The organism is Actibacterium sp. EMB200-NS6 (assembly GCF_001305615.1).
Taxonomy (GTDB): domain Bacteria; phylum Pseudomonadota; class Alphaproteobacteria; order Rhodobacterales; family Rhodobacteraceae; genus Actibacterium_A; species Actibacterium_A naphthalenivorans.
In genome coordinates, this window is record NZ_CP010869.1 from 2,397,909 (window position 1) to 2,424,832 (window position 26,924).

Below are 26,924 nucleotides of genomic sequence, written 5' to 3' on the forward strand. Positions count from 1 at the left end.
TCATGACGCAGATTGAAACGATCCGCCGGGCCGCCTTCGTCGGGCATAGCCCCGCGCCCTTTCGCGCCACATGGGAAGGGCCGTTGGCCGATCTCTCCTTCGCGGTGAAGGATCTGTTCGATATCGAAGGCGCGGTGACAGCCTGCGGCAACCCCGACCGGCTGAAGGCGGGGGTGATCGCCCGCGCCACGGCGCCCGCGGTGCAGATTCCGCTGGCCGCCGGGGCGCAATGCGCCGGCAAGACCCATACCGACGAGGTCGCCTGCGGCATGTTCGGCGACAACGAGTTCTTCGGCACGCCGATCAACCCCGCCGCCCCCGACAGGGTGCCGGGCGGATCTTCCGCCGGCTCGGCCTCGGCGGTGGCGGGCGGGCTGGTCGATTTCGCGCTTGGCACCGATACCGGCGGCTCGATCCGGGTGCCGGGCAGCTTTTGCGGCATCTTCGGGCTGCGCACCACCTTCGGACGGATCTCCGTGGCCGGTGTCATGGCGATGGCGCCCAGCTTTGATACCGTGGGCTGGATGGCGCGTTCTCCGGCCGTGATGTCCCGTGTGGGCGAGGTTTACTTCGGCCCCACGGGCGATCTGTCCGCCACCCGCCTGTTGCTGGCGCGCGATGCTTTCGCGATCCCCAACCCCCGCGTGGCGCAGGCGCTCTTGCCGCTGGCCAGGGCGCTTGGCCCCGTGGCCGAGGTCGATCTGTATCGCGGCGGCGTGGCGCATTGGCTCGATACGTTCCGCCCGCTGCAACTGGGCGATCTTCACGCCACGCTCGGCACCTGGGCGGCGGCGGAGGGGCGGCAGGTCTCGGCCTCGATCGCGCAACGCATGGCACTGGCCGCGACAGTGACCGCCGCCGATATCGCCCCCGCCGCGCGCTGGCGCGAAGGGCTGACGGAGCACATGATAGATCTGCTGGGCGCGGACGGGGTGATCTGCATCCCCACAGCCCACGATCTGCCCCCCTTCGTGGGCGGCGGTCTGGAGCAGTTGATCGAGTTCCGCGAGAAAACCCTTGCGCTGACCTGCGTGGCCTCGCTCGCCCGCCTGCCCCAGCTCAACATCCCCGCGACGATGGTCGAGGGCGTGCCGGTCGGCCTTTCGTTCATCGCCGGCCCGCGCGGAGAGGAGCGCCTGCTGGCCATGGCCGCCACGCTCCACGCGCAACTCCCGGCAGGGCGGGCCGCATGAGCCAGCGCGATTTCATCGGCTACGGGCGGCACAAGCCCGATTTCCGCTGGCCCGGCGGGGCGGGTCTGGCCATCGTCGTGGTGCTGAACTTCGAGGAAGGCGCCGAGCCCTCGATCCCCGACGGTGATCCGGCAACCGAACTTGCGCTCACCGATGCGATCATCGGCGAGGTGCCCGCCGGCACGCGCGATCTGGTGGCCGAAAGCCTTTTTGAATACGGCAGCCGTGCCGGGTTCTGGCGGCTGGCCGATCTCTTTGCCGAGCTGGACCTGCCACCGACGGTTTCGGCCTGCGCACAGGCGCTGGCGCGCAACCCCGACGCCGCCGGGCTGATCGCCGAAGCGGGCTGGGATGTCTGCGCCCATGGCGACCGGTTCATGCGTCATTTCCTGATGGACGACGCACAGGAACGCGCCGCCATCGCCAATGCCGTGTCGGGCATCACCCGCGCCATCGGGCGGCCGCCGACCGGCTGGCAGAGCCGCTATGCGCCATCGGTCCGCACCCGCGCGCTGATCGCAGAGCATGAATGCCTGTTCTACGACGCCGACAGCTATGCCGACGATCTGCCTTTCTGGCATGACGGGCGGCTGATCGTACCGCACAGCTTCACGCTGAACGACAACCGCCTGGCCAGCGCCAAGCTGCCCACGGCCGAGGATTTCCGCGCCTATCTGGCCTCTGCGTTCACCACGCTGCTGCGCGAAAGCCGGAGCTCGCCGCGGCTGATGACGATCAGCCTGCACAACCGCGTCTCGGGTCAGCCGGCGCGGTTCGACGCGCTGCGCGGCTTCCTGGCCGACATCCGCGCAACCGAGGGCGTGTGGTTCGCCGGGCGCGCCGATGTGGCGCGTCATTTCGCAGGCGTCTGCCCGCCGCCCCCGGCGGCATGAGCGGGCTGGTGCTCAAGGGCGGGCTCGTCGCCTGCCCGCTGACCGCAAAGGTCGTGCCGCGTGATCTGGTGATCCGTGACGGGCGGATCGCCGGGGATCACGGCACCGACCTGCCGCAGCGCGACATTTCGGGCCATATGGTCATCGCGGGGCTGATCAATGCCCATACCCACGGCCACGCGAACCTGAACAAGGGGGTGGCAGACCTCTGGCCGCTGGAATTTTCGCTGACGCATGGCGGCTGGATGGCTGCCGGGCGCGACGCGCAGATGGTTTACGATTCCACGCTGCTGGGCGCGTGGGACATGCTGTCGAGCGGCGTCACAGCGGTCTATGATCTGGTCGTCGGAATGCCCGCGCCGGAACCCGAGCATCTGCACGCCGTGGCCCGGGCCTATCACGACGCCGGGCTGCGTGCCGTCATCGCCCCCATGGTCGCCGATATCGGCTTCGCCGACTCGATCCCCGGCCTGGCCGACGCGCTGCCCGCCGGCAGGGCCAAAGCGCTGACCGGCACGCCGCAGGATCCCCAGACCCTGCTGCGCAGGATCGACGAGGCCATGGGCTTTGATCTGCCCGAGGGGATCGTCTGGGGCCTTGCCCCGACAATTCCGCACCAATGCACGCCCGAGTTTCTGCAAGGCGCCGCCGACCTGGCCCGCGCGCGGGGCTGGCGCCTGCATATGCATGTCGCCGAAAGCCGCCTTCAGGCCGAGGTGGCGCGCGCGCTCTGGAACGCCTCGCCGGTCGATCGTCTGCACGAGCTTGGGATTCTGGGCCCCGACTTCACCGTCGGCCACGCCGTCTGGCTGGAGCGGCGCGATTTTGCCACCCTGGCCCGCTATGGCGCGACGATCGCCCATGTTCCCGCGTCCAATCAAAGGCTTGGCGCCGGTGTCGCCCCCCTGCGGATGATGCTCGAAGAAGGGGTGACCGTGGCCCTTGCCACCGATGGCGCCAATTCCTCGGACGCGATGAACATGTTCGAGGCGATGCGCCACGCCACCAACCTGTCGCGGCTGTGGGAGACGCCGGCCCGCCGCTGGGTCGGCGCCGCGCAGGCCTACGGGATGGCGACGCTGGGCGGGGCCGCGGCCATGGGGCTGGCGCCCGCGACGCTCGCCCCCGGTGCGCCGGCCGATCTGGTCTGCCTGTCACTGCAAAGCCCGGCTTTCTGTCCGCTCAACGCGCCGATTACCCAGATGGTCACGGCCGAAAACGGCGCCTCTGTCGCCCATGTCTTCGTCGCCGGGCGCGAGGTGCTGCATGCGGGCCGCCCCACCGGCTTTGACCCCGACGCCCTGCGCGCCCGGATCGCAGGATTCATGCCCCGGCTCGAGGCGAACCGCGCCGACATCCGCGCCCTTGCCGAAACCACCGTGCCCCATGTCCGCCGTTTCCTGGACAACCGCCGCCGCCCCGATCTGGGCTTTACCCGAAACCTGCCCTGCGAATGAGGTCCCATGCCCCTGCCCTATCCCTATAACCCGGCCGAGAGCTACACGCGCATCGGCCATATCATGCCCTCGTCCAACACCTGGGCAGAGCCGCTGACCTACGCGATGAACATGCAGGAGGCCGGGCGGATATCGCACCATTTCTCGCGCATCACGGTGCAGAAACTGGCGCTGAATGCCGCTTCCGAGGCGCATTTCCAGTTCGAACCGATGCGCGCCGCCGCGCGTCTGCTGGCCGATGCGCCGCTCGACGTGATCACCTGGAACGGCACTGCCGCCAGCTGGCGCGGGATAGAGCAGGATCTCAGGCTGTGCGAGGCGATCGAGGCCGAAACGGGGATCAAGGCGACCTCGGCCACCATCGGCTATTATGACCTCTTCGCGCGGAAGAACTGGAAGAAGATTTCCCTCGCCGTGCCCTATACCGAAGACGTGACCGCCGCGATCGTCGAGAATTACACGCGCTCCGGTTTCGAGGTGGTGCATGCGGTCTCGCTCGGCTGCGTGGCGAATGTCGATATCGGCGCGACCCCGCCGGACAAGGTGCGCGCGCTGCTGCGCGCCGCCGCCCATGACGCCGCCGATTGCATCGCCGTGGTCTGCACGAATTTTCCGGCCACCGCCCTGGCAGAGGAGATCGAGGCAGAGACAGGCATCGCCATGGCGGATTCCATCTCGGTCACCTATCTCGACGCCTGCCTGAAGGCCGGGGTGACGCCGAGGATCACCGGCTGGGGCAAGATGTTCGATATGTGATACTGTCCCGGCGGCGATGCTCAGGGCGTCGGCGCGTCTTGCACCAGCAGCCCTTGGGATTTCAGGTCGGACCAGAGCGCCGGGGGGATGACAGTTTCAAGGGCGGCCAGGTTGCGCAGAACCTCGGCCGGTTTGACCCCGCCAAGCACCACCGAGGCGACGCCGGGATGGGCCAGCGCGAATTGCACCGCGGCATCGGGCAGCGGCACGGCATGGGCGGCGCAAACCGCCTCTATCCGCGCGACGCGGGCCATGATGTCTGGGGGCGCGGTTTCATAGTTATACCGGGCCCCGGCCACCGCGCCGGTGGCAAGGATGCCGGAGTTGAACACCCCGCCGAGGATCAGCGCCGTGCCGGTGGCTTTCGCCTTGGGCATCAGCGTGGCAAGCGCGGGCTGCTCGAGCAGCGAATAGCGGCCGGCAAGCAGGATCACATCGTAATCCGCATCGCCCAGGAACCGCTCGGCCATCTCATGATCGTCAAGGCCAAGGCCGTATCCCGCGATAACCCCTTGTGATTTCAGATCCGAAAGCGCGCGCGTGGCGCCCTCCACCGCTTCGCGGTAGCCGGCTTCGATCCGGTCCGCGCCATGGGTCCAGGGGTCTGTGTCATGGATCAGCAACAGGTCGATCCGGTCGGTCCCCAGACGCAGCAGCGATTGTTCGACCGACCGCATGGCGCCGTCATAGCTGTAATCGAACTGCGGCCGATGCGGCAAAGAGCCGACGAAACCGCGCGCGGGAGCGGCCGGTTTTCCCTGTCGCTGCGGCTGCATGACCCGGCCGACCTTGGTGCAGATCACCACCTCGTCCCGGGCGACGCCGCGCAGCGCGGTGCCGGTGCGATGCTCGGCCAGCCCATTGCCGTAATGGGGCGAGGTATCGACCAGATTGATCCCGGCGCGCAGCGCGGCCTCGACCGTGGCGATCGCCTCGTGTTCTTCGAGCCGGGCATAGAAATCGCCCAGCGGGGCGGTGCCGAAACCGATCCGGCTGACGCCCAGACCGGTTTCGCCAAGCTCCGCCCGCGCTGGTCTCATGGCTTTGCCCGGCGGAACTGGTTGTAGAAGGCATAGCGCAGCGGCTGCACGAAATCCGGCCGTTCAGCGCCCAGTGCTTCGGCGCATTGGCGCGGAAAGTCGAAATTGTTCAACATCTCGCTGGCGATCGCCACAAGATCGGCCTTGCCCGCATCCAGGATACCGGCGGCCGTCTCGGGGCTGTGGATGCCGCCCACCGCCATGGTCGCCAGCCCGCTTTCCGCGCGGATCGTTGCCGCCATATCGTGCTGCTCGGTGATGTCGCCCTTGATATAGGCGCCGTTCGTGCTCATCGCCGCGCCACCGGCGGAGCAATCGACCAGATCGGCCCCGGCCTCTTTCAGCCCCTGTGCAAGGGCCAGGGTATCTTCGATCACCAACCCGCCCTCGACGCGGTCGATACAGGACGCGCGGTAGAACAGCGGCATATCGGCGGGGATCACGCCGCGCAGATCGGCCGTGATCTCCAGCGGCAGGCGCATGCGGTTGCCGGCCGTGCCGCCATAGCCATCTTCGCGCGCGTTGCACAGCGGCGACACGAAGCTGTGCAGCAGATAGCCATGCGCGCCGTGGATTTCGATGAAATCGAAACCGGCGGCCACGGCGCGCCGGGCGGCGGAAACGAAATCGGCGCGCACCTGCACGATCCCGTCCAGCGTCAGCGCGCGGGGCGTGGGCCAGTCATCGTGATATTTCAGCGCCGAAGGGGCCAGCGTTTGCCAATATCGCGGATCGCTCTCCGGCAGGAACCGGCCCCCGTTCCAGGGCGCATCGGTTGACCCCTTGCGCCCGGCATGGCCGATCTGGATACCGACGGGGATACCATGGCGGTGAAAGATCGCCGCGACGCGCGACAGGCCCTCGACCTGGTCATCCCGCCAAAGGCCAAGACAGTCGGGCGTGATCCGCCCTTCGGGGCTGATCGCCGTCGCCTCGACCAGCGCGCCGCCGAGGCCGGAAAGCGCCATATGCGCGTAATGATCGAAATGCCAGCCGCCCGCCCGGCCATCCTCGGCCGCATATTGGCTCATGGGTGACAGAACCATGCGGTTGCGAAAGGTCACACCCCTGATTGTCAGGGGTGTGAACAGGGCAATCCCTTGCCCGAGTTTCATGTCGTTCATCAGATTTCGGCAAGCAGCGACGTGTCGAACATGTCTTTGGTGGCCGGGATGCCGACATTGTTGAGCGAGGCAAGTGTCTGCTCGATCCAGACGTCATCCATCGAATAGACCCCCTCGGGATGGTCGATCAGGCCCACCTGGATGTTCGAGTGGAACTGGGTCATGTCCGGGGTGTAACCGTTGCCCTTGAACCAGCTGTCCTCCCATCCGAGGGCGGCGTTGCCGGGGGCCTTGAACTCTTCGACCCATCCCTTGCGCGAGGCGCGCAGAAACCCGACCAAATCGTCGCGCCGCGCGGCCAGCGTATCCTCTGTCACGCACACGAGATCCTGTCCATAGACCATGCCGACATCGGAAAAGAGGATGAAGCCCGTTTCCTTTTGCGCCGCCTGGGCCACGACATAGGGCATCGAGGTCATGAAATCGACGACCGCATCCACCTGCCCCAGCGCAAGCGGGGTCGGGTCGAAGGTGTAGGGAACAAAGGTGATCTTGTCGGCATCGACATTGTTCAGGTCCAGCACGATCTTGAACGGGCCGATGTTCAGCGGCGGGCAGGCGATGGTCTTGCCTTCCAGATCCTTCAGCGTGGTGATGCCGCTTTCCTTCAGAAAGATCACGCTGTCGGGGCTTTTCTGAAACTGCGCGCCGATCACCTTGAACCTGGCGCCCTTTTCAAAGATCGCCTCGGCGGTTTCCAGCGGCGAGGTCAGCGCGACATCGGCCTTGCCGGTCAGAAGCGAGGCCTGCGGGATCACATCGGGGCCGCCGGGGATATAGTCGATCTCCAGCCCTTCCTCGGCGTAGAACCCTTCTTCCATGGCGATGTAATACCCGTTGAATTCGGGATCGTTGATCCAGATGGCCTGCAGGGTGAGTTTCGTGGTGGCGCCAAGCGCTGCCCGGCCCGGAAGCACGGCAGCGGCGGCAAGGCCACCCAGGGCGGAGGCGGTGAAAGCGCGGCGGGAAAGCTTGGTCATGGCAATATCCTGATGTTGGGATTGTTGAAAGCTTCGGCGCGGTCCGTTTTTCCGGTTCCCGTCGCGAAAGCTTAGAAAGCCTTGTGGGGCACGGTCAATTTGGCTGTCTTGCCTGCCACTGCGCGCTGACTTGTTTAATTTCGCGCGGCCGCGACAAGCGCCGAAAAGCGATAAAATACCAAGCGAAACGCCGCAAAACGCTGAATTTGAAGCCGGTTTTGCACTTTCACAAGCCGCCGGGCCGCGCGCGTTTCCCGAGTGTCACGGCCCGTTGCACAGCTTTTATACAGTTTCATGACAGGCCCGCATCTGCGGCCAAGTTTTACCGCGTCACGGGTCGAGCCACGAGTGTGGCCGCCCCCGCGCCAACACGGCAATCTGTCAGACAGGGCGGGCATCCCGGCATGGCCGTCCAGACTGCCGCGCCTCCCTACTGGCCAAGATCGGTTCACATGCCCGCCAAGATGTTTTCCCTTTCCCCCCGCCTCGCCCGTTCGCGGCCCCGCATCCGCGCTGCGCGGGCCTTGGGGCGGGTCCTTGTGGCGGCTCTGGTGCTGCTGGCCTGGCATCTGCTCGGCTCGGGCACACAGACGGGCCGGCTGATCCTGTCCAGCCCGGTCTACATCCTCCGGGAACTGTGGATCGGCGCGGATCTTTTCGTGATGCACGGGGTCGCGACGATCAGGGTCGCGCTGACCGGCTTCGCCCTAGGCTGCGGCGCGGCCTTCATCGGCGCGCTGCTCTTTTGCCTCGTGCCGTGGCTTCATACCGTTTTTCGCGGGGTGAATATCGCGATCTACACCATGCCGGCGATCGTGATCGGCCCGCTTCTGGTGCTGTTCTTCAAAGGCGACTGGCCGCAGACCATCCTGGCGGCGCTGATGGTCTATTTCCCCGCCATGTCAACGATGCTGCTTGGCCTGAAAGAGGTCGACCGCCGCCTGTCGGACCTGATCGAGGTCTATGGTGGCGGCGAGGCAGAGCTGATGCGCTATGTGCGCCTGCGCGGCAGCCTGCCGCAGATCTTCGCCGGGCTGCGTGTGGCCGCACCGATCGCGGTGCTGGGCGCGGTGCTGGGCGAGTTCGGCTCCGGCACCCGCTTCGGCTTTGGCTCTTTCCTGCTCTCGACCCTGCCGCAGGCCAATCCGGCGCGGCTCTGGGGCATCGCGATCTCGACCTCGGCCATCGCGCTTTGCGGCTATCTCGTCTTTCTTCTGCCCGCCGTCTGGCTGCAACGCACCACGCAAAGCGTGACGCTGGCGCCCGCGCTGCACACCGACCCTCCTGCCGGCGGCCGGTGGGGGCGGGCCGGCTTTGGCCTGATCGCGCTGCTGCTGCCCTTCGTGCTCTGGGCGCTTCTGATCAAGGGCGCCGACCTGCCGCCGATCATCGCGCCCACCCCGATCGAGACGATCCGGTTCATCTTTACCGAAAACGCCTATCCGATCTGGAAGGCGCTAGGCGTTACCCTGCCGATGGCGGCGCTGGGGCTGATCGCGGGGCTGGCCTTTTCCTTCGTGCTGGCGGCGCTGTCGATCCTCGCCCCGGCAGTGGCGCGGGCGCTGGTGCCGGTGGCGATGCTCGTTCAGAACACGCCGCTGGTGGCGTTGGTGCCCTTTGTCGTGCTGGCCTTCGGGCGCGGGATCACGGCCTCGGTCTTTCTGGCGATGCTGGTGGTCTTTTTCCCGGCCTATGTGCTGCTGAATCAGGGCTTTGCCGCCATCCCGGCGGCGGCGCGGGATCTGGTGTCGGTCTATGGCGGGTCGCGCTGGCAGCTTTTGTGGCGCATCGCGGTGCCCTATTCGATCAGCTATTTCTTCGCGGCGGCCAAGATGGTCGCGCCCATGGCGCTGCTGGGCGTCATGGTGGCGGAATGGCTGGTCAGCGGGGTCGGTCTGGGCAATCTGCTGAACATTTCCCGCCCGGCGCTGGATTACGAAACCATCTGGGCCGGCGCGCTGGTCTCCATCCTGATCTCGGCCGGCACTTACGAACTGGTCGGCATGCTCGAACGCAAGACCCGGCGATGAGCTTTCATCTTCACCACGTCTCTCTCACGGTCGGCGATCTGCCCGCGGCCATGGCGTTTTTCACGAAGGCTTTCGGCTTTCACGCCGATTTCGTGGAAGAAGACATGGGCCCCGACATCGCCCGCATGGCAGGGCACGCGGGGCTGCTTTGCGCCTTCACCCAGATGCGCGCGCCGGGCCCGGGTATGGTGTTGGAGCTGATCTGCTTTCACGATGCCGCCGGCCCCGCGCCGCAGGGGGATGCGCTGCCGTGGCGGCCGGGGGCGGGCCACATCTGTTTTCACGTCGACGATCTGGAAAAGGCGCTCGACACCTGCCGCGCCGCCGGGGCCGAACTGCTGGGCGAGGTCATCGGCTTTCCCGGCGGGCGCTGCTGCTATCTGCGCAGCCCCGGCGGTGCCTTTGTCGAGCTGGAGTGGATCGTCCCCGCCGAACCGACGCCCTGAGACGACATTCGGCGCGTGATGCCTTTCAGCCGTCCTTGTGGCCGGGATGCAGCTTTTCCATCAGGTCTTCGCACATCGCGTGGAACTGCGGGTCCGAAAACAGCGCCTTGGTACGCGGGCGCGCAAAGGGCACATCGACCACCTCGGCCACGCGCCCCGGGCGCGCATGCATGACGACGACCTGATCGGCAAGAAACAATGCCTCGTCGATCCCATGCGTGACCAGAAGCGTCGTCGTCTTCTGCCGGCTCCAGATCCGCTGCAACTCGATATTCATCGTGCGCCGCAGGATCTGGTCGAGCGCGCCGAAAGGTTCGTCCATCAACAGCACCTCCGGCGCGCTGACCAGCGAACGGGCGATGGCCACCCGTTGGCGCATGCCCCCCGAAAGCTGCGCCGGCAGATGATCCTCGCAGCCCTTCAGGCCGACCAACTCGATCAATTCGCGGATCTTGTCGTCATGCGCCCTGACCGGGCGCTTGAGAACCTGAAGCGGCAGCGCGATATTCTGATAGACCGAGCGCCAGGGCATCAGGGCCGCGTCCTGAAAGGCGATGCCAAGGCGGCCCTGGTTGCGAAACTCCAGCGGTTGATGCCCCCTGATCCGGACCGATCCGTCATCCGGCGCATCCAGCCCCGCCACCAGGCGCAGCAGGGTGGACTTGCCGCAGCCCGAAGGGCCGATCAGCGCCACGAACGCGCCCCGGCGGATCTTCAGCGTGACATCCTCCAGCGCCTTGATCACACCGTTTCTGGTCTGAAAATTCTTCTCGACATGATCGACGAGGATATCGACGGGATTGTTCCCCGCATCGCCCCCGGCAGGCGGGGTGGCCTCGGCACTCGGACCCATGTCCATCTGTCGTCCTTTCCCGGCGCCGGTCAGTTGCGATACCCGAGCATGGCCTTGACCTCCAGATACTCGGTCAGGCCGAACAGGCCAAGCTCTCGCCCGTTCCCCGATTTCCTGTACCCGCCGAAGGGCGCCGAGAAATCGAAGGGCGGGTTGTTGATGAAAATGCGCCCCGCGCGCAGGCGCCGTGCCACCGCTTCGGCCTCATCCGGGTTTCGCCCGTAGACATAGCCCGCCAGCCCGTATTCGCTGTCATTCGCGATCTCGATGGCCTCATCGACCGTATCATAGGCGATCACGCTCAGAACCGGGCCGAAGATTTCCTGCCGGGCGATATCCATGTCGTTGGTCACATCCACGAAGATCGTCGGGCGCACATAGAACCCCCGGTTCATCCCCTCGGGCAGGCCGGTGCCGCCGCACAAAAGCCGCGCCCCTTCCGCGATGCCGCGCGCGATCATCGCCTGCACCCGGTCCCACTGCGCCCGGCACGCGACAGGCCCCATCGTCGTTTCCGCGCGGGCGGGATCGCCGATACGCACCTTTGCCGCCTCGGCCAGAAGGCCCGCGTGCATCTCCGCCTGCCGCGCGCGGGGGATCAGCATCCGGCTGGGCGCGATGCAGCTCTGGCCCGAGTTGATGAAACACCGCCCCACCCCGTCGGCCAGCGCCCGCCCCGGATCTGCATCGGGCAGTATGATGTTGGCGGATTTCCCGCCCAGCTCCTGATGAACGCGCTTTACCGTGGGCGCGGCGGCCTGCGCCACCGCGATTCCGGTTCGGGTGGAGCCGGTGAAAGACACCATGTCGATCCCCGGATGACGGCAGATCGCCGCGCCCACATCCTGCCCCGACCCGTTGATCAGGTTGAACACCCCCGCCGGCACCCCGGCCTCGTCCAGCACCTCGGCCAGAAGCAGCGCCGACAGCGGCGAGATTTCCGAAGGTTTCAGAACCACCGTACAGCCCGCCGCCAGCGCCGGGGCCAGCTTGGTGACGATCTGGTTCAGCGGCCAGTTCCACGGCGTGATCAGCCCGGCCACGCCAATCGCCTCATAGCGCAGCCGCGTCGTGCCATGCGGCTGTTCAAAGCCGAAGGCCTCGGCCGTGTCGGCGGCCTCGTTGAAATAGAGGATCGCGGAACCGGTCTGCATCCAGTCGGACAGATCGGCGGGGCTGCCCATTTCGGCGGTCACCGCCGCTTCCAGTTCCTTCTTGCGCGCCGTGAATACCTGCGCGATGCGGCGCAGCAGCGCCACGCGCTCGGCCACCGGTGCCGCCGAAAAGGCGGGAAAGGCGGCCCGCGCCGCGCGCACGGCACGCTCTACATCCTCGGGCCCGCCCCAGGCCACTTCGGCGACCGGTTCGCCCGTGGCGGGGTTGATCACCGGGCCTGTCGCCTCCCCCGCAGGCGCCACCCAGCCCCCGTCGATATAGAACTTGTCGGTCCGCACCATGCGCTACGCCATCCCCAGATGCCGGGCGGTGGCATCAAGCGCCGCGCGCACGATGGCGAACATCTCGTCCATCTGCCCGACCGTCATCACCAGCGGCGGCATCAGCGCCATGGTATCGCCATTGGCACGAAACGCCAGCCCGCGCGAAAGCCCCTCGGCCGAGCAATGCTGACCAACCCGCAACGCGCCGTCAAACGCCTCGCCGGTCGCCCGGTCGGCCACCAGCTCCAGCCCGGCCATCAGCCCGACAGAGCGCACATCCCCCATCAGCGGATGATCGGTGAATTCGGCCAGCCTTGCCTCGAAATGCGGGATCAGCGTGTCGGCGGCATTCTCGATCAGCCCCTCGCTCTCGATCACCTCGATATTGGCGAGCGCCACGGCGCAGCACGAGGGGTGCCCGGAATAGGTATAGCCATGGGCCCATTCGCCACCCTTGTCGATCAGCACATCGGCGACACGGTCGGACATGAGGCAAGCCGACAAGGGCAGATAGCCAGAGGTCAGCCCCTTGCCGATCTGCATCAGATCCGGCGTGATCCCATAGTGGAAAGAGCCAAACCATTTGCCGGTGCGGCCAAAGCCCATCACCACCTCGTCCAGCGCCAGCAGCACGTCATATTTCCTGCAGATATCCTGAATCGCGGGCCAATAGCTCATCGGTGGCACGATCGAGCCGCCGGCCGATTGCGCCGGCTCGGCAAAGAAGGCCGCCACATTCTCGGGGCCCAGCTCCAGTATCTTGTCTTCCAGCCAGGATGCGGCAAGGCGCCCGAATTCGTCATCCGGCATCGCGGCGGGCTTCTCGCGATAGGGATAGGCGGTCTTGATGCGGTGAACCACCGGCATCGGCACGTCACCGCCGGCGTGGTGCATCGGTTCCAGCCCCGAAAGCGACGCCGCCAGATGGGTCGAGCCGTGATAGGCATATTCCCGGGCGATGATCAGCTTTTTGCCGGGCTGCCCCTGCAGATCCCAATAGCGCCGGATCGCGCGCACGGCGGTCTCGTTCGCCTCGGAGCCCGAGCATTGGAAGAAGACGTGGTTCAGCCCCTCCGGCGTCAGCTTCACCAGCTTCTCGGCCAGCAGAACGGCGGCGGGATGCGTGGTGTTGAAGAAGGACTGGCAAAAGGAAAGGTCGCTCATCTGCGCGCTGGCGGCGGCCACCAGTTCGGGCCGCCCGTAGCCGATGTTCACGCAGCCCAGGCCGGACAGCCCGTCGATGATCTTCCGGCCTTCTGTGTCCCAGACATGGACGCCCTCGCCGCGAACCGCCACGCGCGATCCGATCTCGCGCAGCGCCTTGTGATCGGTGAAAGGATGCAGGTAATGCGCCTGATCCAGCTCCTGCCATTTCCGCGTTTCCATCTGTCGATAGAACATGGTGTTTCTTCCCGTTCCGGCGCGGCCATCCAACGGGGCCGCCTGCCCCCACTAAACACCGCGGCGCCGGACGGGGCCATCGGACCCTCTGGCCCCGACTGGCGACAAAACATGTCGGGACATGCGCGGCACCGGGCCGCCGGGCCGGCGGCGCTTCGGGGGTGGATCGGCGCGGCTACGCGGCGTGCAGGAACCGCGCGGCAGCGGCGGCGTGGTCGCGGCGCAAGGCGTCCAGATCGACACCGAGCGGCACACCGTCGAGCACGCGCCATTCGCCGCCGACCATCACCCGGTCGGCCCGATGCGCCCCGCACAGAACAAGCGCCGCCAGCGGATCGCCGGCCCCCGAAAAGCGCAGCTCATCAAGCGTGAACATGGCCAGATCCGCCTGTTTCCCCGGGGCGATCGCGCCAATATCCGTGCGCCCCAGAAGCCTGGCGGACCCCTCCGTCGCCCAGCCCAGCGCATCCAGATGGCTCACCGCCGCCGCGCCATAGGTCAGACGGCCCAGCATCAGCGCGTGGCGCACGGATTCCATCAGGTTGGAATTGTCGTTCGACGCCGAACCATCGACGCCCAGCCCGACCACCGCCCCCGCGGCTTCAAGCTCTTTGGTCCGGCACTGGCCCGACGCAAGCACCATGTTCGACGTCGGGCAATGGCAGACGCCCATGCCGCATTTGCCGATCCGCGCGATTTCCTCGTCGTTGAAATGGATGCCATGCGCCATCCAGACGCGGTCGGTCATCCAGCCGACATCCTCCAGATAATCAAGCGGGCGCATGCCGTATTTCGACAGGCAGAATTCATCCTCGTCATGGGTTTCGCCCAGATGGGTGTGCAGGCGGCAATCATGCTTGTCGGCCATCTCCGCCGTGTCGATCATCAGCTGGCGGGTCACGTTGAACGGCGCGCAAGGCGCCAGCGCCACGGTGGTCATCGCCCCGTCGGAACGGTCGTGATAGGCGCCCAGCACCCGTTCGCAATCGCTCAGCACCGCGTCGTAATCCTGAATGAGCCGCTCATCCGCGATGCCGCCGGAACTGGTGCCCATGTTGATCGCGCCGCGCGTCAGCGCCACGCGCATGCCCAGCGCCCTGGCCTCTTCGGCTTCGATATCCACCGCATCCGCCATGTCCCTGCCAAAGACGAACAGGTGATCCGAAGCGGTCGTGCAGCCCGACATCAGCAATTCCACCAGCGCGAGGCGCACGCCGATGCGAAACGTGTCGCGGTTCAGATGGCCGCCCCACAGCGGATAGAGCGCCTGAAGCCACGGGAACAGCTCCTTGTTGATCGCCTGCGGATGCGCGCGCGTCAGGGTCTGGTAGAAATGGTGATGCGCGTTCACAAGGCCCGGAATGACAACGTGCCGCGATCCATCGAAAACCTCATCGACCGGGCCCGCGGGCTGCGTGCCCGCCACAAGCTCCACGATCCGCCCGTCTTCGACCACAAGGCCGCCAGCGGCGTTTTCGGCCATGACGGCCAGGGGGGATCTGATCCACAGACGCATTCTTGGTCCTTCAGGTCAACTGAGCCGCGACTTGCGATAGGCGCGCGGCGAAATTCCGTATTGGGCGCGAAACGCCCGCGAGAAATGCGAGAAATCCTTGAAACCCCGGCGCAGGGCGATCGTGGTGATCGGCCACGAGCTGAGCAGGCTGTCGCCCAGATCGCGCCGGATCCGCTCCAGCCGCTGCGCCTTGATCCATTTCGAAACCTGCAGATCCTCGCCCGCGAACAGCTCGTAGAGCGACCGGTGCGAGATGGATTGCTGCCGCGCGATCTCGGCCGGGCAAAGGCCGGGGTCATCCAGATGCGCCAGGATATGCGCCTTCACCCGCGCCAGCTGCGCCTGCCGGTTGGCCGACAGCGGCTGTTCCGAGGCGATTTCGCTGAGCGCGGTGGCCAGCAGGTCTACCACATGCGCCTCGAGCCGGTTGATCAGGCTTTCGCGGGCGCTCTCGCGCTTCACGTCGCACATGGTGATGATGAAATCGAACAGGAACCGCCCCGGCAGCGATTGCCCCGACATCTGCCGTGCGATCAGCGTGTCAAGGCATGGCACCCGGTCCTGCAGCAACCGCCGCGGCAGTTTCAGCGCGATCTGCCGGTAAGGGCCGGAAAAGGTCATGCGATAGGGTTGCTGGCTGTCGTAAAGCACCATTTCGCGCGGGCGCACGCGCACGCTGCGCCCGCCTTGCGTCAGCCGGCAATCGCCCTCGACCTGCAGGCACACCTCGTACCACATGTCATTGCGGCCGATCTGCTCTTCGCCGCGCTGGATCTCGGTCGCGGTAGAGATGAAATCCGCCAGCATCAGCTCGCCGAATTCCATCCAGGTGACGGAGCCGAAGAAATCGTCATCCGCGCTGCCCGTGACGACGGTAGACGGAAAGAGCGTGTTCGCCGAGTCCTGCCAGAAGCTCAGGCGCTCCGCCTTGTCGACATTGGTGGTCGACAGCTTCTGCCAACCGGCTGTTTCCTGGTGCGTGGTTTCCTGTTGCATAGTGGCTCCTTCGCAAGGCGTGGATCCCGGCAGCACCCCAAACGGGTGGTGCGGCCTCACGAAGCGCGCAGGTTGTCTGTCTGTGCAAGTTCCGGCGCAATGAAATGATGCGTGATCTCCGAAACTGCCCTCCGAATGATCAACTTCGCCGATTTTCGCCCATGGTGCGGGCAGGTCCCTCCGGCATCTCATGCGGCAGCGCGAAAACCGGCGGCGGGCGCCGCAGCGACAGTCAAGCCTTTCATCGCGGACAGGCGCATCAGCAAACGGTCTCCGGCAGCGGCGCGCGGGCATGGCCGAGCCGGTCGAACAGATCGAAAGAACGGCGAAGCGCGTCGGGCGAAAGATCCTCGAAGATGAACACCAGCCGCGATTCCGTCGCCGCGCCGCCCAGGTGTTCCAGATGGCGGGGCGGATGCACCAGCGGCCCCACCCCATGCACCGCCACGGGCGGCCCGCCCTGCTCGACGGCAAGAATTCCCTTCACGCGGTGAATCCGCTCGCCATGCGTGTGCAAAAGCGCCGTCAGCCACAGGCCGAATGCGGTCCAGTTGACCGGCCCGGCGCGGGTGATCGAAAGGGTCTGAATGCCGCTGTGATCGTGGTTGTGCCCCTGCGCCGCGGCAGGCAGGGCGATCTCCTTGTCCATCGGTCGCTCTGGCAGGATCTCGTCCAATGGCGCACCCGCGCGCACCAGCCGCGCCACCGGGTTGAGCGCGCGCAGGCGTTTTTCCAGCGCGCGCGCATCCGCCGCCCCGACCAGATCGGTCTTTGCCAGAACCAGCGTATCGGCGGCGGCGATCTGGCGCAGCGCAACGCCCCCGCGTGTCAGCGCGGCCGGGCCGTTGAAGGCATCAACCACCGTGATCACCCCGCCGGCTTTCACCTGCGACCGCATCACCGGGTCCGCCTGAAGGGTGGAAAGCACCGGAAACGGATCGGCGAGCCCCGTGGTCTCGATCACCACACGGGTAATCGGCGCGATCTCTCCGGCCCCCTGCCGATCCAGCAGATCGCGCAGGGATTGCGCGATGTCGCCCCGGATCGTGCAGCACACACAGCCCGAGCGCATCAGCATCACCGGGCCATCCACCGGGGCGATCAGCTCGTGGTCCAGCCCGATCTCGCCGAACTCGTTCACAAGCACCGCGGTGCCGGCCATGCGCGGATCGCTCAGCAGGCGCTGTAGCAGCGTCGTCTTGCCGGCGCCAAGCCCGCCCGTCAGCACGATGACGGGGATCATCCGCCCCGCTCCGCATCCAGCGCCGCCTCGATCCGGTCCAGCCAGTCGGGATCAAGCGGGTCCAGCGCCCTGCCGCTCAGCGCCTCCGCCTCGGGCCACAGATGGCCCAGCGCGTCAAACAGCGCCGTCTTTCCGGTGGCGCTGCGCAGCACATAGCTGCGCCCCTGCCAGTCGCCAAAGCTCAGCCGCAGATGGGCCAGGACGGCATTGGCCACCTTCGCCCGCCGCGCGGCCTCTGCCCGGCGCGCCAGCCGGTCGGTGTTGCGGGTATAAACCCCGTCGCGCGCCACCGCATGGCTCCAGTGGTCGTCGCAGCCCAGAATACCGCATAAAGAGCACATGGGCTCAGCCGCGCGGGAAGCGACGGTCGAAATCCTCGGCCATCTCGGTCATCGTGACAAAGCGCACGCCGTCATGTCCCTTGATGTAGTCGATCAGCCGCTCCAGCATCAGCAATACCTGCGGGCGCCCCGAAACATCGGGATGGATGGTGATCGGAAAGACCGCGTAATCCATCTCGCGGTAGACCCAGTCGAACTGGTCGCGCCAAAGCTGCTCGATATCGCGCGGATTGACGAAACCGTGCGAATTCGGCGAACTCTTGATGAACATCATCGGCGGCAGATCATCCAGATACCAGTTCGCCGGGATCTCGATCAGATCGGTTTCCGCGCCGCGTTCCAGCGGTTTCATCCAGTCCTGCGCCCTGGCCGTATAGTCGATCTTGGTCCAGCGGTCGCCCACGCGCACCCGGTAGGGCGTGTGATCGTCATGCATCAGAGAATGGTCATAAAGGATGCCACGTTCCAGCAGCAACTCGTTGGTCACGGGCGAAAATTCCCACCACGGCGCCACATATCCCTTGGGTCTCTTGCCGGTCAGCGCGGTGATCAGATCAATGCTGTGGTCCAGCACCGCCGCCTCCTGTTCGCGCGTCATGGCGATGGGGTTCTCATGGCTGTAGCCATGCACGCCCACCTCATGCCCGGCCTCGGCCACGGCCCGCATCTGCGCCGGGAAGGTCTCGACCGAATGGCCCGGAATGAACCACGTCGCCGTCATGTCGTATTTCTTGAAAAGCCGCAGCAGCCGCATGGAACCGACCTCGCCCGCGAACATCCCCCGGGAGATATCGTCCGGGCTGTCCTCGCCGCCGTAAGAGCCGAGCCACCCGGCAACGGCATCCACATCCACCCCGAACCCGACAAGGATTTCTTTCTGAGCCATCTGAGGTCGCCTTCTCGCTATGCCTGAATTGCTGAGATCCGTGAAAGCGCGCCGGGTCCGGCCCTGTCGAGCGGGCGGCATGAACGCACAAGTCTTTCCGCAGCCCTGATCAATTTTGCCCGCCGCCTGCCGCTTTTGCAGGCAGCACGCGGGGGCCGGCCGCTCTTTTTTCCGGGGCCTGTGACGCCACCGTCTGGGCATGGGCGCCGAAGCGGGATAACGCTAAGCGGCACCCGTCCCCCTTTTCGCGAAACGAGATGACATGACCACAACCCGCCCCCGGATCACCCTTTTCGCGCTTGGCGGCACCATCGCCAGCCTGCGCGGCGAAAGCGGCCGCGCGGTGGCCGGCGCGATGACGGGGGCAGAGCTTGTGACCAGCCTCGCGCTGGACACGCGGGTGGAGCTGGAGGTGATCACCCTCGCGCAGAAACCCAGCAATGCGCTGCAACTGAAAGATATTTTCGCGGTGCGCGACCGTTGCGCAAGGGCCGTGGCAGACGGCGCCGCCGGTGTCGTCATCTCGCAAGGCACCGATATGCTCGAGGATAGCGCCTTCCTTCTCGATCTGATCACCGATCTGCCGGATGCCGGGCTCGTGCTGACCGGGGCGCAGCGCGTGCCCTATGCCCCCGGCAGCGATGCCGGCCCCAATATCCGCGATGCGATCACCACCGCCGCAGCCCCCGCCGCGCGCGGGGCCGGCGCGCTGGTTGTTTTTGATCAGGAGATCCACGAGGCCCGCCATGTGCGCAAGGTGTCGTCGCACCGGCTGCGCGGCTTCGGCTCTCCCGGCCACGGGCCGATCGGCCATGTGGATGGCGCCCATGTCGATCTGCGCGCCGCCGCCGCGCCCATGCCGCGCTTTGTCGGGCTGCAACCGCCCCTGCCCCGTGTCGATATCCTGCCCGCCGCGATGGAGGCCTCGCCGCTGCTGCTGCGCGCCGCGGTCGAAAGCGGCGCGCGGGGCCTCGTTCTTGACGGGCTCGGCCGGGGCCAGGTGCCCCCCGACTGGATGCCCGAGATCGCCGCTCTCCGGCAGGCGGGCCTTCCCATCGCGGTCACAAGTTCCACCCTCTCGGGCCGCCTGGGCACGGATTACGATTACCCCGGCTGCCTGGCCGAGCTGACCGCCCTCGGCGTTCAACCCTGTGACGAGCTTTCAGCCCGCAAGGCGCGCCTGCTGCTGATGTGCCGGATGGCCGCCGGGGCCTGAGCCGGGGCCTGAACGCTCAGTCGGCGCCATACCACGGTCTCTCCGGCTTGATCACACCGGTTTGCCGGTCCTGCGTCACCTCGCGGTGCACGTTGCCCTGCGGCACGATGGTCGCGTCCCGCCCACGGATGAAGCTTTGCTCGCGCACGATCTCGCGGTAGGCCACGTTCAGCGCCAGCGCCCGCTTTGCCGAGGGGTAGAGCAGTGCCGCGATATCGTCCCGAAACCCTTCGGCGCGGTCGTCGTCAAGCTGCCCCTGATCGTCGAGCCAGGCCTCGAGAAGCTCCATGTTGCCGCGAAACTCGTCGCCCGCCCCGTTCGCGCGCAGATAATGGGCGTATTCCGGGCTGCCATCCTCGCGGATCAGTTCCGGAACGCCGCGCAATCCCCGGCCTTGCGTCCAATGCGCCCATCCACCCTGAAAGGCGCTGTTGTCCAGTTTGCGGGGGAAGGCGAAAGTATCGTCGTCGGTGACACCGATACCCCCGTGGCAGCCCATGCAGAACACCGTCTCTTCGAAGGTCTGGGGGCGCAGCTCGCCCTGCGCATCCTCGATGAACCCCTGCAGCCGCCAGCCGGTGCCGTTCGAGATGCCGGTTTCGACATTGCCATCGAACAGGGCGATCCGGTCGGGGAAATCCGCGCGCTCCTTGGCTTCGGCCAGCGCGCCTTCCTGACGGTCGAAATAGGTTTGCCAGCGGGTCTTGACCATATAGCGCACCTCCTTGATGCGCGGCGCCATGGCGATGCCGCCCTCGACCGGATCGAGATAGCGCACCGTGTGCAGAAACTCGGTGCCCTCCGGGTAAAGCCCCGCCGCCAGACGGGCGGTGCCCGCCTCCTGCATCACGCCCGCCCGGCCGACATAATGCATCGCCTTGCCGTCCTCGGGCGGAAACACGAAACCAACCCGCGTGGCCGTGCCGATCCGGCCGTCCAGATCCAGATCGACGCCAAGCGCGGCCTCGTCGGCGGGGGCGATGCCCACGTCGCGGCGCTTGATCAAGGCCTCGGTGATGGCGAGGTTGAGCTTGTAGATCCCGCGATCCGGCGTGCCGTCGGCGGCGGCGCGAAAGGGCACGGGCAGCCGGATCATCACATCATCGGTCGACCCGTTGGTCGGCCAGAACGTGCCCGGAAGCGGCTGATAGGCAAAGGCCCGCCATCCGGTCATCCGCCCGGCGGCATCCAGATCGAACCCCTCGGCGTCGAAGCGGTAATTGGCATCGGGGACAAACCCCGCCCAAGCGCCGTCGCCATCCGCATCCCAGCCCGCCGGAAGATCGGCCAGCCGCGCCGCCAGCGCGATACCGCCCGCACCGTCGTGGTAATTGTCGTCGCGCACATAGGCCAGGATCTCGTCGTCGGGGGTGCCCAGCACCGCCGACGTGCGATCGACAAAGAGGTTCGTCCACGGGTTCTTCAGCGCCGGCCCGGGAAAGGAATAGGCCTGCTGCAGATCCTGATCATTGATGTAATGCGGCGCGCGCGAGCGGACGTGGCAGGTGAAACAGGGGTTATGCACCCCCCCTGCCTCATCCTCGGTAGCGGTATAGCATTGCGAGGGGATGTAAGCCGTCGGGTTGGTCAGGGCCTTGCCGGTCAGGTCGGCCGCCATGGCCGGGGCGGCCATCAGCAGCGCAAGGGCCGGGTAGCGGAATTTGCGCATCGGATCTCTCCCGGAAGGTCTCGCAGGGCCCGCAGAACCGGGCCCCGCAAACATGCATTCATCGCAGGGCCGGTCGCGCCCTAGTTCGACAACAGCGCCGGGAACGGGCCGACATAGCCCACATAGGCGCGGGCGTCGGCGGCATCCTGCAGCTTGTCTTCGTCGGATTCACCGTAGGGATGCTGAACCACCGCCATCAGATAGCCGTGGCCGTTGATGTCGGAATACCAGTAGGGCGAGGTCGTCTCCGACCCGTAGGGGGTCGAGAAGATGCGGGTCAGCGCGCCCGAGCCCAGGTTCATCGCCCAGATCGCGTCGTTCTGGTGGCCCGATCCGGTATCCTCGCCGATGATCAGCGTATCGGTTCCGGGGATGTAGGTGATGTTGTCGGGGTTGGCGATACCGTCGACATCACAGGTGTTGCCGGCATAGGGCGAGTCATCGGCATATGTCATCGGCTCGCCCGCGACGATGGCCGTGGCCGAGGTCGCGCGGAAGCTGTCATCCAGCCCCAGCTCATAGACCGCGCCGCAGCTGTTCTGCGTCAGGCGGATGTCGTTGCGGCCGCCCAGATCGTTCTTGTCGCCGTCTTCCATGCCCTTGGCCACTTCCGACATCGCCAGATAAACCACGCCGGCCTCGGGGTTATAGGTGATGCCTTCCATCTTTCGGAACTCGGTGGTGGCCCCCATCATCGACGCATAGCGCCGCGCCTCCAGACGCGAGGCAACGGCCTCCATGCCCGGCTTGACCTGCAGGCATTCGGCGCGCCCTTCGGCATTGGAGGGCAGGAAGCCCTCCGCGCAACTGCCATCCTCGGCGATATCGGCGGTCTCGAACATGTCGGCGAACTTCGTGCCCGCCTCGATTTCCGCCTGAATGGCGGCATCATCCGCGTGGCCCAGCTCGATCCATTCCAGATCGGCCGCACCCGCGCCCTCGTCCGAGGTCTGGTTCCATTTCGCGGCATAGAGCATGCCCGAAGACAGATCGCCCGCCGTGTCGGCCACGAACATGAACAGGCCGACATTGGTGCCGTCATCCGAGATATAGGCGGTTTTCTCGTCGGGCATCACATAGGCCAGCTCGACAGCGACCCGCCCCATGGCAAAATGCTTGACCGGGGTCGCCTCGCCCGCCTCGGTCACGCTCACCTCGACCGGATAGCCATAGCGATACGCGTTATAGGCGGTGCGGAACTCTTCCAGCGTCATGGTTTCCGGCGTCAAACCCTGAAAACGCACCATCGGCTTGTAATAATCGTCGACCTCGTCCAGCGACGCCGCGGCCTCGATGGCGCGGGCGTCTGCGGGATATTCCTCCGAGCCCAGATGCGTGCCCCATGGCGTCACCGAACCGGCGCAGGGAACCCACAGGCCACCATAGGCCGCGAAATCCACCGGCTTGGTCGAAACGGCGGTCAGGGTGCCGTCGGCAGCCTGCTCCAGCTCGGTCAGATACATCGCGCCGGGGCGCGATTCGAAATGCGTGATCGAGAACAGCTTGCCCCCCACCGGCAGCAGCGAGGTGAAATCGGCATCGACCGAGATATGCTCGGACCCGTCGGGGGATTTGACGATGGCGCCGGTCTGATCGACAAGCCCGGCAAACGTGCCCTCGCCCAGCTTGTCGCCGGAGCGGGCAATCACGTGATAGCCGATCTTGTGGCTCTGACCGTCGATCATCACGCTGTCCGAGGCGATGACGGCGCGCTTGGCGGCATCATCCGCCGCAAAGGGCACCGGGGCGAAGGCAAGATCGCTCGCGGCGGCCATGAACGGCATCGTGATCAGGGCTGTGGCGGAGAATAATCTGGTGCGAAGAGACATCGTTTCACCTCATGGGTTGTCTGAGTTGCTTCTGAGAGCAAATCGTAAACCTCACGTCTGACAGTGACGTGACGGGCGCTGCGCCCAGGGGGCCATGCGGCGATCTGTCATAACCGCGGCGGGCCTAAGAGCCCGCCATCGCCACGTGCACGGAAGTGTCGGCCAGATGCACCACCACGGCGGCATAGAAAATGGCGGTGGCGACCAGCACGAACACATGCCAGATCGTGTTGTGGAAGGGCAGAACCCTGCACAGGAAAAACGCCGTGCCGATGGTGTAGAGAATGCCGCCGGTGACGATCAGCGCGACGACGGGGCGGGAAAGCGTGCCCAGCACCGGCCAGCCCGCAAACACCCCGGCCCACCCCATGACGAGGTAAAGCGCAAAGGCGATCCACCGAAACCGGCCCGGCCGGAAAATGCGCAGGGCCGATCCGGCCAGCGCCGCGCCCCACAGGCCGGTCAGCAGAACCGCGCCCTGCCCGCCCGACAAAAGCGTGAAGGGCGTGTAGGTTCCCGCGATCTTGAAATAGATCGCCGCGTGATCAAGCCGGCGCAGAAGGCCGCTCCAGGCGTCACGCCGCACCATGTGATAGAGAGCCGAACACAGGATCATCGCGATCAGGGTCACACCGTAGATCGCCGTGCCCAGCATCGCCGCCGGATCGCCACGCCAGAGCACGGCCAGCGTCACAAGCACCGGAACCGCCACAAGCACAGCCGACAGCCCCACGACATGAACCGCCGCGTCGGACAGGAATTCAGCCCGGCTGTAACCGGAACGGGTGGTGGTCACTGCGCGCATGCGGCACAGACTACGCCGCGCGCCGCAAAACGCCATCCCGCAAATGCGCCGACGCGCGCACATCGGCGTGAGCGCGGCTTTCGCCACCCGCGCGCGGCGTTCCGGCACCGTGCCGGAAAGTCGGGATCTCAAGGCTGTGCTGGCGGGCGAAATGCCGGGGCCGATGAAAACGGCGGCGGCACTGTGAACTGACATCAGCACGCCCGCGTGCTGAAAATGGTGCGGTCGAGAAGACTCGAACTTCCACGGGAGTTACCCCACAGCGACCTCAACGCTGCGCGTCTACCATTCCGCCACGACCGCACGTGATCAGGTAGTGCGCGGTTACATAGCGAAAGGCCATAGCGATGTGAAGTGGGTTTTTTCGAAAGAAGGCGGCCCGCCGAAGTCTCCCCTCCACAGGCCGCCCGCGGTCAGATCAGTTCTCCACCGAAAAGGTCGGCAGCGCCACGGGCTGCGGCGCCGTCGCCGGTGCCGACTGGCCGCCGCCGTTCAACTGATAGGCCGCCTTGCGGATCAGCCCGGTGCGCTCCGGCTGGCCGGGCGCGAACACCGGCTTGGCGCCGGCCGCGATCGCATCCAGCCCCGACTGATACCACGCCAGCGCAAGGTCGGGCCGTTTGGACGTGCCGAACCCCTGGCTCAGGTGATGGCCCAGAAGCTCGCCGTAAACCTGCTCGCCCAGCACCATCAGCAACAGCCCCGAGGCAAGCGCCACATCCATGTTGTCGGTGCGATACCCGACCGACAGGCAGATCTTCGCGGTGCCGGCAAGCTGCGCCGGCGACATGCCGGACTGAAGCACGAACTGCCCCACCTCCTGCATCACCTCCGCTTCCGGGCGCAGCGACATGGACGCAACCTGATCCTTCAGCGCCGGCCCCAGAGCCTCGCATTGCGTGGCGATCTGATCCTTCGTCACCCCCTGCACCTGCGAGGAAAGCTCCTCCCCCAGCGCGATGGCATAGGTCCGCGCCAGGCAGAACTGTTCGTTCAGCGCGAAATTCGCGTCGGTCATCGTCGCTTCGGTCACGAAGCCACCATTGGTGTTCGTCAGCAGGCTGATCTTGTTGCAATGCGACGCAAGCGACAGGCTCTCGCCCGGGCCCATGAAATTGGGCAGTGCCGCGGCGCCGAAGCTGGGCAGAGGCGCGGCCTCTGCCTGCGTCGCGGTCTCGGCAGGCGCCACAACGGCGACCGGCGCGGGTGCGGGTGCTTCCGCTTTCGGCGCCACGACGATGACGGTCGGCTCACCCTGTGGTGCCACGGCATTCGCATAGGGCGATACCGGCGCGGTGGCCGCCATCGTGGCGCCACCGCCCATCGATTCCTGCTGATAGGTCTTGAGCAGACCCTTGATCCCCATCGGGTTCGACGCCGCGGCCTGCATCGTGGCCGGCCCGCCCGAGATCGCGCGATGATACGAAGAGCTCAGGAACACCCGCTCATATTCCGTCAGCTGGCCGGTCGGAGGATAGCCCATGAACGCCTGATACTGGGAAATCGCAGAGCGCGAGTTGCGCCCCAGAACCCCGTCCGGCGTTCCGGCGGGAAACCCGAAATAGTTGAGCGAGGTCTGAACCTCGCGGTTCTGCGCCCGCTGGGCCGAGGATGCCACATAGACCTTTCGCGTGGTCGTGGTCTTCTGCTTGTTCGCGGAATTCACCGCGGCCGAGCCGATGACCCCGAGCAATACACCGGCGGCGACGTCGCCGGCATCTGCCAGGGCACGGCTGGTGGGCGCGGCTGCCATCGAAGCGGCCATGGCCGCTATTGCAATCTGACGCATGAACATGACATTCCTCCGTAAATCATCGGCCGCCTCCGCGGGCGGCCCTGTGCTGAAAATAACCTTAATCAAGTGTCCCTGCGTCACGGGGTCGCTGTCAAGCCGGGATTGGCGCATTTTATGGTTGATTGGCTGACATCGCCGGGCCTCACCCCCTATGAAACCGCCGTCGCGGAGATGGAGGCGCGCGCCGCCGCCATCGCGGCCGGCCAGGCAGGAGAGGCGATCTGGCTGGTCGAACACCCGCCGCTCTACACCGCCGGCACCTCCGCCCGCCCCGAGGATCTGACAGAACCCGGCCGGTTTCCCGTTCACGTCACGAAACGCGGCGGCCAATACACCTATCACGGGCCGGGCCAGCGCGTCGCCTATGTCATGCTGGATGTCGGCGCACGTGGCCGCGACGTCCGGCAATTCGTGCAAAACCTCGAGGATTGGGTCATCGCCACGCTCGGCGAATTCAACGTCAAAGGCGAAAAGCGCGAGGGCCGCGTCGGCGTCTGGGTGGTGCGCGACGACAAGCCGCCGCTGCCCGACGGCACAGCGCGCGAAGACAAGATCGCGGCGATCGGCATCCGCCTGCGCAGATGGGTCAGCTTTCACGGGCTGTCGATCAATGTCGAACCCGATCTTTCCCATTTCGGCGGCATCGTGCCTTGCGGCATCCGCGACCACGGCGTCACCAGCCTTGTCGATCTGGGCCTGCCGGTCACGATGGGGGATGTCGACGTGGCGCTGAAAAAGACCTTCGCGGATCATTTCGGGCCGGTGGCCTGACCTCAGAATGAAATCGCCGGCAGCGGGGATCAGTGTGATCTGCGCCGGCTGCCACCGCAGACGCATAAGGTGCCCTGGCCCGTCTCCCGTGATTCGGCGTGACCCGCTCAAAAATGTAACTCTTTGAAGTCGGTTCAAGAATTGGAGGCCCTGCACGGGGCACCCTTCGGAAAGCGGGTGGCGCACCGCCATATGGCGGCTTTCACATTCAGAAATGCAGATATCTTGGCGGGCTGGCGCAGGAA

The 26,924-nt window shown here is 66.2% G+C and carries 23 protein-coding genes and 1 tRNA gene; 8 read left to right on the forward strand and 16 right to left on the reverse strand.

Translation table 11 applies throughout. The annotated features are described in order from the left end of the window. Positions 1–2: 2 nt before the first annotated feature. From TQ29_RS11625 to TQ29_RS11640, 4 genes are read left to right on the forward strand one after another with little or no spacing between them, the layout of a single operon-like run. Positions 3–1,193: an amidase gene (locus TQ29_RS11625; RefSeq protein WP_054539291.1), complete on the forward strand. Its 1,191-nt coding sequence runs from the start codon at positions 3–5 to the stop codon at positions 1,191–1,193. After that, on the forward strand, positions 1,190–2,086 hold the full coding sequence (locus TQ29_RS11630; RefSeq protein ID WP_054539292.1) for a polysaccharide deacetylase family protein: 897 nt from the start codon (positions 1,190–1,192) through the stop codon (positions 2,084–2,086). The genes TQ29_RS11625 and TQ29_RS11630 overlap by 4 nt, the downstream gene beginning before the upstream one ends. Continuing rightward, the gene (locus TQ29_RS11635; protein WP_054539293.1) at positions 2,083–3,543 is read left to right on the forward strand and encodes an amidohydrolase family protein; all 1,461 of its coding nucleotides are present in this window, start codon (positions 2,083–2,085) and stop codon (positions 3,541–3,543) included. Before TQ29_RS11630 ends, TQ29_RS11635 begins: the two co-directional genes overlap by 4 nt. Before the next feature lie 6 nt (positions 3,544–3,549). Next, on the forward strand, positions 3,550–4,299 hold the full coding sequence (locus TQ29_RS11640; protein WP_054539294.1) for a hypothetical protein: 750 nt from the start codon (positions 3,550–3,552) through the stop codon (positions 4,297–4,299). Positions 4,300–4,319: 20 nt separating this feature from the next. Here the strand turns inward: TQ29_RS11640 and TQ29_RS11645 are convergent, their stop codons facing one another. From TQ29_RS11645 to TQ29_RS11655, 3 genes are read right to left on the reverse strand one after another with little or no spacing between them, the layout of a single operon-like run. Beyond that, positions 4,320–5,339 carry an aldo/keto reductase gene (locus TQ29_RS11645; RefSeq protein ID WP_054539295.1) on the reverse strand — a complete coding sequence of 340 codons (1,020 nt, stop codon included), beginning with the start codon at positions 5,337–5,339 and terminating at the stop codon, positions 4,320–4,322. After that, entirely contained in the window at positions 5,336–6,463 is a 1,128-nt protein-coding gene (locus TQ29_RS11650; RefSeq protein WP_054539296.1) for an NADH:flavin oxidoreductase/NADH oxidase, read from the reverse strand. The genes TQ29_RS11645 and TQ29_RS11650 overlap by 4 nt, the downstream gene beginning before the upstream one ends. Beyond that, positions 6,463–7,443: an ABC transporter substrate-binding protein gene (locus tag TQ29_RS11655; RefSeq protein ID WP_054539297.1), complete on the reverse strand. Its 981-nt coding sequence runs from the start codon at positions 7,441–7,443 to the stop codon at positions 6,463–6,465. Before TQ29_RS11655 ends, TQ29_RS11650 begins: the two co-directional genes overlap by 1 nt. 452 nt (positions 7,444–7,895) lie before the next feature. On the opposite strand from TQ29_RS11655, the gene TQ29_RS11660 reads away from it, so the two are divergent. Continuing rightward, positions 7,896–9,473: an ABC transporter permease gene (locus tag TQ29_RS11660; protein WP_054539298.1), complete on the forward strand. Its 1,578-nt coding sequence runs from the start codon at positions 7,896–7,898 to the stop codon at positions 9,471–9,473. After that, on the forward strand, positions 9,470–9,919 hold the full coding sequence (locus tag TQ29_RS11665) for a VOC family protein (protein WP_054539299.1): 450 nt from the start codon (positions 9,470–9,472) through the stop codon (positions 9,917–9,919). Before TQ29_RS11660 ends, TQ29_RS11665 begins: the two co-directional genes overlap by 4 nt. A 25-nt stretch (positions 9,920–9,944) precedes the next feature. Here the strand turns inward: TQ29_RS11665 and TQ29_RS11670 are convergent, their stop codons facing one another. From TQ29_RS11670 to TQ29_RS11705, 8 genes are all read right to left on the reverse strand, one after another. Next, on the reverse strand, positions 9,945–10,778 hold the full coding sequence (locus TQ29_RS11670; protein WP_235974506.1) for an ABC transporter ATP-binding protein: 834 nt from the start codon (positions 10,776–10,778) through the stop codon (positions 9,945–9,947). A gap of 23 nt (positions 10,779–10,801) precedes the next feature. Then, a complete protein-coding gene (locus TQ29_RS11675) occupies positions 10,802–12,229 on the reverse strand; it encodes an aldehyde dehydrogenase family protein (RefSeq protein ID WP_054539300.1) in 1,428 nt (475 codons plus the stop codon). Between the two features lie 3 nt (positions 12,230–12,232). Beyond that, positions 12,233–13,612 (reverse strand): aminotransferase, encoded by a 1,380-nt coding sequence (locus tag TQ29_RS11680; protein WP_207642705.1) that lies wholly within the window; start codon positions 13,610–13,612, stop codon positions 12,233–12,235. Between the two features lie 175 nt (positions 13,613–13,787). Beyond that, on the reverse strand, positions 13,788–15,128 hold the full coding sequence (locus TQ29_RS11685) for an 8-oxoguanine deaminase (protein ID WP_054539301.1): 1,341 nt from the start codon (positions 15,126–15,128) through the stop codon (positions 13,788–13,790). Between the two features lie 15 nt (positions 15,129–15,143). Continuing rightward, a complete protein-coding gene (locus TQ29_RS11690) occupies positions 15,144–16,124 on the reverse strand; it encodes a helix-turn-helix domain-containing protein (protein ID WP_054539302.1) in 981 nt (326 codons plus the stop codon). A gap of 259 nt (positions 16,125–16,383) precedes the next feature. Next, the gene (locus TQ29_RS11695; RefSeq protein ID WP_054539303.1) at positions 16,384–17,367 is read right to left on the reverse strand and encodes a GTP-binding protein; all 984 of its coding nucleotides are present in this window, start codon (positions 17,365–17,367) and stop codon (positions 16,384–16,386) included. Then, positions 17,364–17,708 (reverse strand): hypothetical protein, encoded by a 345-nt coding sequence (locus TQ29_RS11700; protein WP_054539304.1) that lies wholly within the window; start codon positions 17,706–17,708, stop codon positions 17,364–17,366. The genes TQ29_RS11695 and TQ29_RS11700 overlap by 4 nt, the downstream gene beginning before the upstream one ends. A 4-nt stretch (positions 17,709–17,712) precedes the next feature. After that, complete coding sequence (locus tag TQ29_RS11705; protein ID WP_054539305.1) at positions 17,713–18,594, reverse strand: polysaccharide deacetylase; 882 nt, start codon at positions 18,592–18,594, stop codon at positions 17,713–17,715. Positions 18,595–18,856: 262 nt separating this feature from the next. Here TQ29_RS11705 and TQ29_RS11710 point away from each other — a divergent pair, with 262 nt between their 5' ends. After that, positions 18,857–19,810 (forward strand): asparaginase, encoded by a 954-nt coding sequence (locus tag TQ29_RS11710; protein ID WP_054539306.1) that lies wholly within the window; start codon positions 18,857–18,859, stop codon positions 19,808–19,810. Positions 19,811–19,826: 16 nt separating this feature from the next. Here TQ29_RS11710 and TQ29_RS11715 read toward each other — a convergent pair whose 3' ends face one another. From TQ29_RS11715 to TQ29_RS11735, 5 genes are all read right to left on the reverse strand, one after another. Continuing rightward, positions 19,827–21,479 carry a hypothetical protein gene (locus tag TQ29_RS11715; protein WP_054539307.1) on the reverse strand — a complete coding sequence of 551 codons (1,653 nt, stop codon included), beginning with the start codon at positions 21,477–21,479 and terminating at the stop codon, positions 19,827–19,829. 80 nt (positions 21,480–21,559) lie between these two features. Then, positions 21,560–23,308, reverse strand: a complete 1,749-nt coding sequence (locus tag TQ29_RS11720) for a PhoX family phosphatase (RefSeq protein ID WP_054539308.1) — start codon at positions 23,306–23,308, stop codon at positions 21,560–21,562. A 124-nt stretch (positions 23,309–23,432) separates the two neighbouring features. Further along, a complete protein-coding gene (locus TQ29_RS11725; protein WP_369817399.1) occupies positions 23,433–24,308 on the reverse strand; it encodes a hemolysin III family protein in 876 nt (291 codons plus the stop codon). A gap of 22 nt (positions 24,309–24,330) precedes the next feature. Beyond that, positions 24,331–24,416 (reverse strand) — tRNA-Leu (locus TQ29_RS11730). Positions 24,417–24,531: 115 nt separating this feature from the next. Continuing rightward, positions 24,532–25,902 carry a peptidoglycan-binding domain-containing protein gene (locus tag TQ29_RS11735; RefSeq protein ID WP_235974505.1) on the reverse strand — a complete coding sequence of 457 codons (1,371 nt, stop codon included), beginning with the start codon at positions 25,900–25,902 and terminating at the stop codon, positions 24,532–24,534. A 120-nt stretch (positions 25,903–26,022) separates the two neighbouring features. Here TQ29_RS11735 and lipB point away from each other — a divergent pair, with 120 nt between their 5' ends. Continuing rightward, positions 26,023–26,679, forward strand: coding sequence for a lipoyl(octanoyl) transferase LipB (lipB, locus tag TQ29_RS11740; protein WP_054539311.1), 657 nt, complete (start codon positions 26,023–26,025; stop codon positions 26,677–26,679). Positions 26,680–26,924: the final 245 nt, after the last annotated feature.

Excerpts from the sequence above, each read along its gene's own strand:
- TQ29_RS11735 (WP_235974505.1), bottom strand. The coding sequence starts at position 25,902 with ATGCGTCAGATTGCAATAGCGGCCATGGCCGCTTCGATGGCAGCCGCG.
- TQ29_RS11705 (WP_054539305.1), bottom strand. The coding sequence starts at position 18,594 with ATGGCTCAGAAAGAAATCCTTGTCGGGTTCGGGGTGGATGTGGATGCC.
- TQ29_RS11710 (WP_054539306.1), top strand. The coding sequence starts at position 18,857 with ATGACCACAACCCGCCCCCGGATCACCCTTTTCGCGCTTGGCGGCACC.
- TQ29_RS11625 (WP_054539291.1), top strand. The coding sequence starts at position 3 with ATGACGCAGATTGAAACGATCCGCCGGGCCGCCTTCGTCGGGCATAGC.
- TQ29_RS11655 (WP_054539297.1), bottom strand. The coding sequence starts at position 7,443 with ATGACCAAGCTTTCCCGCCGCGCTTTCACCGCCTCCGCCCTGGGTGGC.
- TQ29_RS11640 (WP_054539294.1), top strand. The coding sequence starts at position 3,550 with ATGCCCCTGCCCTATCCCTATAACCCGGCCGAGAGCTACACGCGCATC.
- TQ29_RS11725 (WP_369817399.1), bottom strand. The coding sequence starts at position 24,308 with ATGTCAGTTCACAGTGCCGCCGCCGTTTTCATCGGCCCCGGCATTTCG.
- TQ29_RS11720 (WP_054539308.1), bottom strand. The coding sequence starts at position 23,308 with ATGTCTCTTCGCACCAGATTATTCTCCGCCACAGCCCTGATCACGATG.
- TQ29_RS11645 (WP_054539295.1), bottom strand. The coding sequence starts at position 5,339 with ATGAGACCAGCGCGGGCGGAGCTTGGCGAAACCGGTCTGGGCGTCAGC.
- TQ29_RS11670 (WP_235974506.1), bottom strand. The coding sequence starts at position 10,778 with ATGGACATGGGTCCGAGTGCCGAGGCCACCCCGCCTGCCGGGGGCGAT.
- TQ29_RS11675 (WP_054539300.1), bottom strand. The coding sequence starts at position 12,229 with ATGGTGCGGACCGACAAGTTCTATATCGACGGGGGCTGGGTGGCGCCT.
- TQ29_RS11685 (WP_054539301.1), bottom strand. The coding sequence starts at position 15,128 with ATGCGTCTGTGGATCAGATCCCCCCTGGCCGTCATGGCCGAAAACGCC.
- TQ29_RS11680 (WP_207642705.1), bottom strand. The coding sequence starts at position 13,612 with ATGTTCTATCGACAGATGGAAACGCGGAAATGGCAGGAGCTGGATCAG.
- TQ29_RS11715 (WP_054539307.1), bottom strand. The coding sequence starts at position 21,479 with ATGCGCAAATTCCGCTACCCGGCCCTTGCGCTGCTGATGGCCGCCCCG.
- TQ29_RS11690 (WP_054539302.1), bottom strand. The coding sequence starts at position 16,124 with ATGCAACAGGAAACCACGCACCAGGAAACAGCCGGTTGGCAGAAGCTG.
- TQ29_RS11630 (WP_054539292.1), top strand. The coding sequence starts at position 1,190 with ATGAGCCAGCGCGATTTCATCGGCTACGGGCGGCACAAGCCCGATTTC.
- TQ29_RS11695 (WP_054539303.1), bottom strand. The coding sequence starts at position 17,367 with ATGATCCCCGTCATCGTGCTGACGGGCGGGCTTGGCGCCGGCAAGACG.
- TQ29_RS11700 (WP_054539304.1), bottom strand. The coding sequence starts at position 17,708 with ATGTGCTCTTTATGCGGTATTCTGGGCTGCGACGACCACTGGAGCCAT.
- TQ29_RS11650 (WP_054539296.1), bottom strand. The coding sequence starts at position 6,463 with ATGAACGACATGAAACTCGGGCAAGGGATTGCCCTGTTCACACCCCTG.
- TQ29_RS11660 (WP_054539298.1), top strand. The coding sequence starts at position 7,896 with ATGCCCGCCAAGATGTTTTCCCTTTCCCCCCGCCTCGCCCGTTCGCGG.
- TQ29_RS11665 (WP_054539299.1), top strand. The coding sequence starts at position 9,470 with ATGAGCTTTCATCTTCACCACGTCTCTCTCACGGTCGGCGATCTGCCC.
- lipB (WP_054539311.1), top strand. The coding sequence starts at position 26,023 with ATGGTTGATTGGCTGACATCGCCGGGCCTCACCCCCTATGAAACCGCC.
- TQ29_RS11635 (WP_054539293.1), top strand. The coding sequence starts at position 2,083 with ATGAGCGGGCTGGTGCTCAAGGGCGGGCTCGTCGCCTGCCCGCTGACC.